This is a genomic window from Mycobacterium sp. NGS49 (assembly GCF_059812565.1).
In genome coordinates this window covers 242,692-253,025 of sequence record NZ_JCALCX010000006.1, presented here as the reverse complement: position 1 = coordinate 253,025, position 10,334 = coordinate 242,692, and the positions used below count along the sequence as shown (strand labels likewise).

The following is a 10,334-nucleotide window of genomic DNA, read 5'->3' as shown; positions in this document are numbered from 1 at the left end:
ACGGCAATAAGGGCGACGGCAACTTCGGCGGCGGCAACGCCGGCAACTCCAACATCGGCAGCGGCAACGCGGGCAACGGCAACTTCGGCCTGGGCAATATCGGCGCCCGCAATATCGGGCTGGGAAACGTAGCTACCAGCCTTAGCACCGGCAACAACATCGGTTTCGGCAATACCGGCGTGAACAACACTGGTCTTGGAAACACCGGGAACGGGAACATCGGCGGTGGGAACACCGGTAACAACAACATCGGCTTCGGCCTTCAGGGCAATAACTTGATTGGGATTGGTGGTGCCGCCTACAACACCGCAACTGGCCAGCTTCAGTTCACCGGCCTGAACGCCGGCAGCGGCAACATCGGGTTGTTCAACTCGGGTACGAACAACATCGGGTTCTTCAACTCGGGCGACGGCAATGTCGGCATCTTCAACTCCGGCGCCAACCCAATTCCTGCCGAACTTGGCAAACTTCAGGGTATCGGGCTCGGGAACTCGGGCAACGGCAACATAGGTTTTGGCAACGCGGGCACCGGAAACTTCGGCGTGGGCAACTCCGGGCAGTTGAACACCGGCTTCGGTAACGCCGGTTCCTTGAACACCGGCCTCGGCAACGCGGGCAACCTCAACACCGGTATAGACAACTCTGGCAGTTTGAACACATTCGACGGAAACTCAGGCAACGTGAACACCGGCTTCTGGAATTCAGGAAATACAAATACCGGCTTCGGCTCTACTACTAATGTGAGCGCTGCAAACTCGGGCTTCAACAACACCGGCGCCAACGTATCCGGCTTCAACAACTCGGTTCCCGCCGGAATTGGCAACGGCCAGGTATCAGGCTTTCTCAACAGCGTCAGCGGCGCTGCGGCCAACCGACAGGTTTCGGGCTTCTTCAACAGCGGCGTCCCGGATACAGGCTTTCTTCCTGGCTTCGCCGGCCTAGTTTCCGGCGCCTTCAACACCGGATCCGGCATCCCCGGCTTCTTCAGCATTGCCGCATTGTTACGGAACCTCGGCTCCTGACCGTCCAAGGCGGCGATCACAGGCGCTGGTTGAATACCGAGACCACCCCGCCAGACAGGTAAATCGACCAGTCTCTGGCCAGACGAACCGAAGAGATTGCGGGCCACGCGCTGCTGCGGGGCAGGGTCTGACCGGCTCTGCGGGCACCGATGTGCTGGTCTCCGACCACCACAGACGCAGGCGGTGGAGACGGAATCGGCAAAGGTAGCGTCATGAACTTTGGCTTCGGCAACACCGGCGACGTGAGCACCGGTATTGGAAATACGGGCTCCACCAACACCGGGCTTTTCAATAGCGGCCCGGTGAATACAGGCATGGGCAACTCTGGCGGCTTCAACACGTTCAGCGGGAATTCCGGTCTCGGCAACACCGGCTTTTTCAGTTCCGGCACCTTCAACAACGGCTTCGGATTCTCTACCAACAGCGGGGCCACCAGCTCGGGCATTGGAAATACCGGTACAAATATGTCCGGCTTCTACAATACGGCGGCCGACGGGACGGCAATCAATGGCTTCGTGTCAGGTTTCTTCAATTCCGCCAGCGGTGTAGCCGGGGCCGGCACCATTGCCGGATTGACGTCAGGCTTTTTCAACGCCGCCGTCCCGACCAGCTTGACCGGACCAACTATCGCCGGTTACACCTCTGGCTTGGTGAACAGCGGCACCTTCATGGCCGGCTTGTTCAGCATCACCCGACTGCTGCAAGAACTGGCTTGAGATTCAGGCGGAGACGTCAACAGAACCGACGCGGACGCTCACGCGCGCTGGTTGGATACCGAAATCACTTCACCCGTCAGGTAACTCGAGTAGTCGCTGGCCAGAAAGGCGATGGTGGCCGCCACTTCCCACGGCTCGGCGGCTCGCCCGAATGCTTCCTGCGACGACAACCGATCCAGCAGCTCGGCGGAGGTGGTTCTGTCCAGGAACTTGTGCCGCGCAATACTGGGCGACACCGCGTTGATCCGCACCCCGTACTCCGCGGCTTCGATTGCGCTGCAACGGGTTAACGCCATCACGCCAGCCTTGGCAGCCGCGTAGTGCGACTGCGAGTGTTGAGCCCGCCAGCCCAGCACGCTGGCGTTGTTGACGATCACACCGCCGTGCGGCGCATCGCGAAAGTACCGCAGCGCCGCGCGCGTGGCACGGAACACCGACGTCAGCGACACGTCCAACACGCGGTCCCACTCCTCGTCGGTCATATCGGCCACCGGCGTCTGCCCACCCAGCCCGGCGTTGTTGACCAGCACGTCCAAGCGGCCGAAACGGGCCGTGCAGGAAGAGATCAGCGCGTCGACCTGAGCGGTGGACGTCACATCGCACACCACATGCTCAACGCGACCCAACCCTAGTGCAGACAACGCCTCCGCCGTCTCACCCAGTCTGCGTTCGTGGTGATCGGAGACCATCACGTCGGCCCCCTCGGCCAGCGCACGACGTGCCGTGGCCGACCCGATGCCGGTGCCCGCGGCGGCGGTCACCACCACCACCTTGCCCGGCAGAAGCCCGTGTCCCGCAATCTCTTCGGGCACTTCGGACAAGCTCACCCCTTGACCTCCCTCGGCAGACCGAGCACCCGCTCGGCGATGATGTTGCGCTGGATCTCGTTGGATCCGCCATAGATGGTGTCGGCGCGGGTGAACAGAAACAGCCGCTGCCACTCGTCGAACTCGCCGTCGTTCAGGACCAGGCCAGGCTTGCCGACCACGTCCATCGCCAGCTCCCCGAGCGCACGATGCCAGTTGGCCCACAACAGTTTTGACACGTTGTCTTGGCCGGGTTGCTCTACGTCCATGGTGGCCAGCGCATACGAACGCATTGCCCGCAAACCCACCCACGCCCGGGTCAGCCGCTCGCGGATGAACGGGTCGTCGGTGGCGCCGGTGCGCCGGGCCAGCTCAGCCAGGTTGGAAAGCTCACGGGCATAGACGATCTGCTGACCCAATGTCGAGACACCACGTTCGAAGGTCAGCGTTCCCATGGCGACCCGCCAGCCGTCGCCGGGCTGGCCGACCACCATCGACGCGTCGGTGCGGGCGTCGTCGAAGAACACCTCGTTGAACTCCGCGGTGCCGGTGATCTGGATGATCGGCCGCACCTGCACACCCGGCTGGTCAAGCGGCACAAGCAGATACGAGAGACCGGCGTGCCGCTTGGAGCCCTTCTCGGTGCGCGCCACCACGAAACACCACTGGGACAGGTGCGCCAGCGACGTCCACACTTTCTGACCGTTGATCACCCACTGGTCACCGTCGAGTTCGGCGGTGGTCGAGACGTTGGCCAGGTCGCTGCCCGCCCCGGGCTCCGAGTATCCCTGACACCACAGCTCGGTGACGTCGAGGATGTGCGGCAAGAAGCGCTGTTGCTGTTCGGGAGTGCCGTATGCGATCAACGTCGGCCCGAGCAGCTCTTCACCGAAGTGGTTGACCTTGTCCGGGGCATCGGCCAGGGCGTACTCCTCGTAGAACGCCACCCGGTGCGCCACCGAGAGCCCACGACCGCCGTGTTCGACCGGCCAGCCCAGGCAGGTCAGCCCCGCCTTGGCCAGCTGCTGGTTCCACGCCCGGCGTTCTTCGAACGCTTCGTGCTCGCGCCCCGGGCCGCCCAGTCCCTTCAACGCTGCGAATTCACCGACCAGATTGTCGGCGAGCCATTCGCGGACCTCCGCCCGGAACTCTTCGACGTCCTGCATACCCTGTAGGCTAACCTACCAAGCACTTGCTTTGTTAGGAGTATCCCCATGGTCACCGATCCCCGCACCGTTCCCGCGGCGCTGGATCGTCTGGTGCAATTGCACCCAGACCATGACGTCCTGATCACCGAGGACCGCCGCTTCACCGCCACGGCTCTGCGCGACGAGGTGCATCGCGCCGCTGCCGCGCTCATCGCCCTCGGCGTTCAGCCGAAGGACCGGGTGGCGATCTGGTCGCCCAATACCTGGCACTGGGTGGTCGCCTGCCTGGCGATCCATCACGCCGGTGCGGCCATGGTGCCGCTGAACACACGCTATACCGCCGCTGAGGCGTCCGACATCATCGCGCGAACGGCGGCACCGGTGCTGTTCGCGGCGGGGAAGTTCCTGGGCGCTGACCGGGCCGCCGACCTGAACCGTGCCGCACTGCCGGCACTGCGGCACATCGTGCGGATCCCGGTCGACGAGAACGATGGCAGCTGGGACGAGTTCATGGCCCGGGGTACCGACCTCGCCGCGGTCGAAGCACGCGCGGCCGCCGTCTCCCCCGACGACGTCAGCGACATCCTGTTCACCTCCGGTACCACCGGCCGCAGCAAAGGTGTGCTGTGCGCCCATCGGCAGTCGTTGGGCGCCTCCGCGTCCTGGGCCGCGAACGGCGAGATCACCAGGGCCGACCGCTACCTGTGCATCAACCCGTTCTTCCACAACTTCGGCTACAAGGCCGGCATCCTGGCGTGCCTGCAGACCGGCGCCACGTTGATTCCGCATCTCACCTTCGACCCGCTGCGCGCGCTGCAGGCGATCGAGCAACACCGCATCACCGTGTTGCCAGGGCCGCCCACCATTTACCAGACCCTGCTCGATCACCCCGCCCGCGGCAACTACGACCTGCGTTCACTGCGGTTCGCGGTGACCGGCGCGGCCACCGTCCCGGTGGTGCTGGTGGAGCGCATGCAGTCCGAGCTCGATATCGACATCGTGCTGACCGCCTACGGGCTGACCGAAGCCAACGGCATGGGCACCATGTGTCGCGCCGAGGACGACGCGGTGACAGTCGCGACCACCTGCGGACGCCCGTTCGCAGACTTCGAACTCCGCATTCAAGGCGCCACCGACGGCGAAACAGGCGAAGTGCTGCTACGCGGTCCCAATGTGATGCTGGGCTATCTCGACGATCCCGAGGCGACGGCTGCAGCGATAGATGCCGACGGTTGGCTGCACACGGGCGACATCGGTGTGGTCGACGCCACCGGCAACCTACGTATCACCGACAGACTCAAGGACATGTACATCTGCGGCGGCTTCAACGTCTATCCCGCCGAGGTCGAACAGGTCTTGGCCCGGATGGACGGCATCGCCGACGCGGCGGTGATCGGCGTTCCCGACGAGCGTCTGGGCGAGGTCGGACGGGCATATGTGGTTCCCCGCCCCGGCTCAGACCTTGACGAAGAATCGGTAATCGCCTACACGCGTGAGCATCTGGCGAACTTCAAGGCGCCACGGTCGGTGCGTTTCCTCGACGCGTTGCCGCGCAACGCGGGCGGCAAGGTGGTCAAACCACAACTGCGAGAGTTGGCCTAGGATCTGCGATGGACATAGAACTGGACGAAGCAACGCTGGCCTTCCAGGCCGAGGTGCGCGATTTTCTCGCGGCGAATCGGGAGTTCATGCCGGCGAAGTCGTACGACAACGCCGAAGGATTTGCCCAGCATCGTGTTTGGGACAAGGTGCTGTTCGACGCCGGCCTGTCGGTGATCAACTGGCCGAAGAAGTACGGCGGTCGTGACGCTCCGCTGCTGCACTGGATCGTTTACGAGGAGGAGTACTTCCGGGCCGGCGCGCCGGGCCGGGCCAGTGCCAACGGCACCTCGATGCTGGCGCCCACCCTGTTCGCCCACGGCACCGAAGAGCAGTTGGACCGGATCCTGCTGAAAATGGCCAGCGGCGAACAGATCTGGGCGCAGGCCTGGTCGGAGCCGGAGTCCGGCAGCGATCTGGCGTCGTTGCGTTCCACCGCCACCAAGACCGACGGCGGCTGGCTGCTCAACGGACAGAAGATCTGGAGCTCGCGGGCGCCGTTCGCCGACATGGGATTCGGGCTGTTCCGCTCCGACCCCACCGCGCAGCGACACAACGGCTTGACCTACCTCATGTTCGACCTCAAGGCCGAGGGCATCACGGTGCGCCCGATCGTCCAGCTCGGCGGCGACACCGGGTTCGGCGAGATCTTTCTCGACGACGTGTTCGTGCCCGACAACGACGTCATCGGCGCGCCCAACGACGGCTGGCGGGCGGCCATGAGCACGTCGAGCAACGAGCGCGGCATGTCACTGCGCAGCCCGGCCCGGTTCCTCGCCGCGGCCGAGCGGCTGGTGCGGCTCTGGAAGGACAGCGGCTCACCACCGGAGTTCGCCGAGCGCGTGGCGGACGGCTGGATCAAGGCCCAGGCCTACCGGCTGCAGACCTTCGAAACGGTCACCCGCCTCGCAAGTGGCGGGGAACTGGGCGCGGAATCCTCGGTCACCAAGGTTTTCTGGTCGGACCTGGACGTGGAGTTGCACCAGACCGCACTCGACATCCGCGGCGCCGACGCCGAACTCGCCGGCCCCTGGACCGAGGGCCTGCTGTTCGCGCTGGGCGGCCCGATCTACGCCGGCACCAACGAGATTCAGCGCAACATCATTTCCGAACGGCTGCTGGGTCTACCTCGAGAAAAGAAGGGGTAGAAACGCTGATGGACTTTACACTCGACGAACAGCAGCGGGACTTCGCTGCCAGTATCGATGCCGCGTTGGGCGCCGCCGACCTACCGGCCGCCGTACGCGCCTGGTCGGCCGGGGACACCGGGCCCGGGCTGAAAGTGTGGGAGCAACTGACCTACCTCGGCGTCACCGCGCTGATCGTGCCGGAGCGTCATGACGGTATCGACGCCTCACCGGTGGATCTGGTGGTCGCGATGGAGCGCCTCGGGCGCTGGTGCGTACCGGGGCCGGTCACCGAATCCATCGCCGTCGCACCGATTCTGCTCGCGGATGATCAACGGTGCGCGGACCTCGCGTCCGGTGAGCTGATCGCCACCGTCGCGCTGCCCCCGGATGTCCCCCGCGCCGTCGACGCGGACACCGCCGGTCTGGTGCTGCTGGCCGGACAGGGAAGCTTCACCGAAGGCACACCGGGTGACCGCCACGACTCGGTCGACCCCAGCCGGCGGCTCTACGACGTCCGAGCCAAAGATGAGGCGTGGCCGGCGGACACCGGAAAGGCTTACGAGTTCGGCGTCCTGGCCACCGCGGCCCAGTTGATCGGCGCGGCCGGGGCGCTGCTGGCCGGTAGCGTCGACTACGCCAAGCAGCGCACCCAGTTCGGCCGCGTGATCGGCTCCTATCAGGCGATCAAGCACAAGCTCGCCGACGTGCACATCGCCGTCGAAATGGCGCGGCCGCTGGTCTACGGCGCAGCGCTCACGCTGGAACCGCGCGACGTCAGCGCGGCCAAGGTCGCCGCGGGCGAAGCGGCGATGCTGGCGGCGCGCTCGGCTCTGCAGACCCATGGCGCTATCGGCTTCACGCAGGAGCACGACCTGTCCCTGCTGCTGTTGCGGGTGCAGGCTCTGCGATCCGCCTGGGGCACAACGGAATCCCACCGACGCCGAGTACTGGAGGCGCTATGACTCTCAGCGAAGAACGGGAGATGTTGCGGGAAACCGTGGCGTCCCTGGTAGCCAAGCACGCAAGCCCGGCGGCGGTGCGCGCCGCGATCGAGTCTGAGCGCGGGTACGACGAATCACTGTGGCAGCTGTTGTGCGAGCAGGTCGGCGCGGCGGCGCTGGTAGTCCCCGAGGAACTGGGTGGGGCCGGCGGCGAACTCGCCGACGCGGCAACGGTTTTGCTGGAGCTCGGCCGCGCGCTGGTGCCGTCGCCGCTGCTGGGAACCACCCTGGCCGAACTCGCGCTACTGGCCGCACCGTCGCCCGACGAAGAGACCCTCGGCGCCCTGGCCGAGGGTAGCTCCATCGGGGCGCTGGTGCTGGACCCGGATTACGTGGTCAACGGCGACATCGCCGACGTCGTGTGCGCTGCCGCCGATGGCCGGCTGAGCAGATGGACCACGTTCAGCGCGCAGCCCGTCGCGACCATGGACCTGACCCGCAGACTGGCCAGAGTCCAGCCCGAAGAGACCGAACCGTTGGGCGACGACCCGGGCCTGGCCGACGTAGCGGCAATCCTGTTGGCCGCCGAGCAGATCGGTGCCGCGGAGCGCTGCCTGGACCTCACGGTCGAGTACACCAAGAGCCGGGTGCAATTCGGCCGGCCCATCGGCAGCTTCCAGGCGCTCAAGCACCGAATGGCCGACCTGTACGTCGTGGTCTCGGCAGCCCGCGCCGTCGTCGACGAGGCCTGCACCGCGCCCGGTCCCACCAATGCCGCCACCGCGCGCCTGGCAGCTACGGAGGCGCTGAATACCGTTGCCGCTGAAGCTATTCAGCTGCACGGCGGTATCGCGATCACCTGGGAACACGACATGCACCTGTATTTCAAGCGCGCACACGGCAGTACACAACTACTCGACTCACCGCGAGAGCTGCTGAGCCGATTAGAATCCGAAGTACTCTCGACATCGTGAACCAGCAGGTCGCGATGCGCGCCGGCATCCCACCGTTCTATGTGATGGACGTGTGGCTTGCGGCGGCCGAGCGTCAACGCACCCATGGTGACCTGGTGAACCTCTCCGCCGGCCAACCCAGCGTGGGTGCCCCGGAGCCGGTGCGCGCCGCGGCGGCGGCCGCACTGCATCTCAACCAGTTGGGCTACACGGTGGCGCTGGGCATCCCGGAGTTGCGGGCCGCGATCGCCGCGGATTACCAGCGTCAGCACGGCATCTCCGTCGAGCCCGATGCGGTGGTGGTCACCACCGGTTCCTCCGGCGGCTTCCTGCTGGCGTTCCTGGCCTGCTTCGACGTGGGCGACCGGGTCGCGATGGCCAGCCCCGGCTATCCCTGCTACCGAAACATTCTGTCGGCGTTGGGATGTGAGGTGGTGGAGATCCCGTGCGGGCCGCAGACCCGGTTCCAGCCCACCGCGCAAATGCTCGCCGGCCTGGATCCCCCGGTCCAGGGTGTCATCGTCGCCAGTCCGGCCAATCCCACCGGGACCGTCATTCCGCCGGAAGAACTGGCCGCGATCGCCTCGTGGTGCGACGAGTCCGGAGCGCGGCTGATCAGTGACGAGGTCTATCACGGCCTGGTCTACGAGGGCGCGCCGCAGACCAGCTGCGCGTGGCAGACATCGCGAAACGCGGTGATCGTCAACAGCTTTTCCAAGTACTTCGCGATGACCGGATGGCGGCTCGGCTGGCTGGTGCTGCCCACCGAGTTGCGCCGCGCGGTGGACTGCCTCACCGGGAACTTCACGATCTGTCCGCCGGTGCTGTCGCAGATCGCCGCGGTATCGGCGTTCAGTCCCGAATCGGTCGCCGAGGCCGAGGTCAACCTTCAGCACTATTCCGTCAACCGCTCGATGCTGTTGGACGGTCTGCGCCGAATCGGTGTCGACCGGCTGGCGCCCACCGACGGAGCGTTCTACGTCTACGCCGACGTCTCCGACTTCACCACCGACTCCTTGGGGTTCTGCTCAAAGTTGCTGGCCGAAACCGGCGTCGCGATCGCGCCCGGCATCGACTTCGATCCGGCCCGGGGCAACTCCTACGTGCGGCTGTCGTTCGCCGGGCCGACGAGCGATATCGAAGCCGCGCTAGGCCGACTCGGGTCCTGGCTGCCGAGCCAGTAGCTCCGCCAGGCGCGCCTCCAGTGCTGCGGGATCGGGCACCTCGATGCCGAACCGCGCACCGAGTGTGTCCACGACGGCCGCCACGTCATCGAGCTGGATCTTTTCGCTGCCGTCGGGACGGTGGATCGTCAGGGTGCGCCCGGCCAGGTTCATGCGCCCGTCTCCGGTCACCGCGGCCGCCATCAAGCCGGTGACGAAATGCGACGACGGGTGCGTCGAGACGTACCAGCTGCCCACCACGAGGTCGATCTGCGGGCGGGTCTGGGTGGTGAACTCGTACAGCGCCTGCCACTGGTCGCGGACTTGGGCCTGCAACACCAACCCGTCGCCATGGTCGTCGAGGCGGTACTGCTCGTGCGTGGTCTGCTGCGCACCCCCGGTGACCAGGCGCAGCGGCGAGGTGGGAGTCTGGCCGCCGAAGCCCACGTCGACGAGGTACGGCCCGGCGCAGCCGGGGAAAGTCACCGCGAGCAGCGTGTGCGTCTGCGCGGGGATCGGTGCGTCCGGGGGGCGCATCCACACCACGCGCCCTCCGAGTCGGCGCACCTGGAAGCCGAGTTCGGCCAACACGTATCCCATCAAGCCGTTCTGCTCGTAGCAGTAGCCGCCACGGTGCCGGTGCACCAGCTTTTCGGTCAACGCGGCCGCGCTCAGGTCATCGACGGGCACACCCATCAGCGGGTCCAAGTTCTCGAACGGGATGCTGCGCGTGTGGGCGGTCACCAGGGCCTGCAGCACGTCCAAGGTCGGCTCGGTGGCGCCGTGATAGTCGACGCGGTCGAAGTACGCCCTCAGATCCAGTGCCATCCAGCCATTCTGACGTGCCTGCGCGTCA

Annotated in this window: 9 protein-coding genes and 1 pseudogene; 7 read left to right on the top strand and 3 right to left on the bottom strand. The window is 65.9% G+C overall.

The features are described 5' to 3' along the window. Positions 1–1,022, top strand: a pseudogene (locus AC5Y7D_RS08755) (hypothetical protein); the annotation flags it as partial. Positions 1,023–1,234: 212 nt separating this feature from the next. Further along, on the top strand, positions 1,235–1,738 hold the full coding sequence (locus AC5Y7D_RS08750; RefSeq protein ID WP_499923141.1) for a pentapeptide repeat-containing protein: 504 nt from the start codon (positions 1,235–1,237) through the stop codon (positions 1,736–1,738). Positions 1,739–1,776: 38 nt separating this feature from the next. On the opposite strand, the gene ipdF is transcribed toward AC5Y7D_RS08750, so the two are convergent. Both ipdF and ipdE1 read right to left on the bottom strand, forming a co-directional pair. Further along, positions 1,777–2,565 carry a (5R,7aS)-5-hydroxy-7a-methyl-1-oxo-2,3,5,6,7,7a-hexahydro-1H-indene-carboxyl-CoA reductase gene (gene ipdF, locus AC5Y7D_RS08745; RefSeq protein WP_499923136.1) on the bottom strand — a complete coding sequence of 263 codons (789 nt, stop codon included), beginning with the start codon at positions 2,563–2,565 and terminating at the stop codon, positions 1,777–1,779. Then, positions 2,562–3,710: an acyl-CoA dehydrogenase IpdE1 gene (gene ipdE1 / locus AC5Y7D_RS08740; RefSeq protein ID WP_499923134.1), complete on the bottom strand. Its 1,149-nt coding sequence runs from the start codon at positions 3,708–3,710 to the stop codon at positions 2,562–2,564. The genes ipdF and ipdE1 overlap by 4 nt, the downstream gene beginning before the upstream one ends. A 48-nt stretch (positions 3,711–3,758) precedes the next feature. Here ipdE1 and fadD3 point away from each other — a divergent pair, with 48 nt between their 5' ends. From fadD3 to AC5Y7D_RS08715, 5 genes are read left to right on the top strand one after another with little or no spacing between them, the layout of a single operon-like run. Further along, positions 3,759–5,294 carry a 3-((3aS,4S,7aS)-7a-methyl-1,5-dioxo-octahydro-1H-inden-4-yl)propanoate--CoA ligase FadD3 gene (gene fadD3 / locus AC5Y7D_RS08735; RefSeq protein WP_499923132.1) on the top strand — a complete coding sequence of 512 codons (1,536 nt, stop codon included), beginning with the start codon at positions 3,759–3,761 and terminating at the stop codon, positions 5,292–5,294. A gap of 8 nt (positions 5,295–5,302) precedes the next feature. Then, positions 5,303–6,439 carry an acyl-CoA dehydrogenase family protein gene (locus AC5Y7D_RS08730; RefSeq protein WP_499923129.1) on the top strand — a complete coding sequence of 379 codons (1,137 nt, stop codon included), beginning with the start codon at positions 5,303–5,305 and terminating at the stop codon, positions 6,437–6,439. Between the two features lie 8 nt (positions 6,440–6,447). Then, positions 6,448–7,383 (top strand): acyl-CoA dehydrogenase family protein, encoded by a 936-nt coding sequence (locus AC5Y7D_RS08725; RefSeq protein ID WP_499923126.1) that lies wholly within the window; start codon positions 6,448–6,450, stop codon positions 7,381–7,383. Then, the gene (gene ipdE2, locus AC5Y7D_RS08720) at positions 7,380–8,336 is read left to right on the top strand and encodes an acyl-CoA dehydrogenase IpdE2 (RefSeq protein ID WP_499923123.1); all 957 of its coding nucleotides are present in this window, start codon (positions 7,380–7,382) and stop codon (positions 8,334–8,336) included. The genes AC5Y7D_RS08725 and ipdE2 overlap by 4 nt, the downstream gene beginning before the upstream one ends. A 14-nt stretch (positions 8,337–8,350) precedes the next feature. After that, positions 8,351–9,499, top strand: coding sequence for a pyridoxal phosphate-dependent aminotransferase (locus AC5Y7D_RS08715; RefSeq protein ID WP_499923229.1), 1,149 nt, complete (start codon positions 8,351–8,353; stop codon positions 9,497–9,499). Here AC5Y7D_RS08715 and AC5Y7D_RS08710 read toward each other — a convergent pair. After that, a complete protein-coding gene (locus tag AC5Y7D_RS08710; protein WP_499923121.1) occupies positions 9,464–10,306 on the bottom strand; it encodes an arylamine N-acetyltransferase family protein in 843 nt (280 codons plus the stop codon). The two genes, AC5Y7D_RS08715 and AC5Y7D_RS08710, sit on opposite strands and share 36 nt — an antisense overlap. Positions 10,307–10,334: the final 28 nt, after the last annotated feature.

Bases quoted from the DNA above. Each gene is read 5' to 3' on its own strand.
- AC5Y7D_RS08715 (WP_499923229.1), top strand. From the start codon at position 8,351: ATGCGCGCCGGCATCCCACCGTTCTATGTGATGGACGTGTGGCTTGCG.
- ipdE2 (WP_499923123.1), top strand. From the start codon at position 7,380: ATGACTCTCAGCGAAGAACGGGAGATGTTGCGGGAAACCGTGGCGTCC.
- ipdE1 (WP_499923134.1), bottom strand. From the start codon at position 3,710: ATGCAGGACGTCGAAGAGTTCCGGGCGGAGGTCCGCGAATGGCTCGCC.
- AC5Y7D_RS08710 (WP_499923121.1), bottom strand. From the start codon at position 10,306: ATGGCACTGGATCTGAGGGCGTACTTCGACCGCGTCGACTATCACGGC.
- AC5Y7D_RS08730 (WP_499923129.1), top strand. From the start codon at position 5,303: ATGGACATAGAACTGGACGAAGCAACGCTGGCCTTCCAGGCCGAGGTG.
- fadD3 (WP_499923132.1), top strand. From the start codon at position 3,759: ATGGTCACCGATCCCCGCACCGTTCCCGCGGCGCTGGATCGTCTGGTG.
- AC5Y7D_RS08725 (WP_499923126.1), top strand. From the start codon at position 6,448: ATGGACTTTACACTCGACGAACAGCAGCGGGACTTCGCTGCCAGTATC.
- AC5Y7D_RS08750 (WP_499923141.1), top strand. From the start codon at position 1,235: ATGAACTTTGGCTTCGGCAACACCGGCGACGTGAGCACCGGTATTGGA.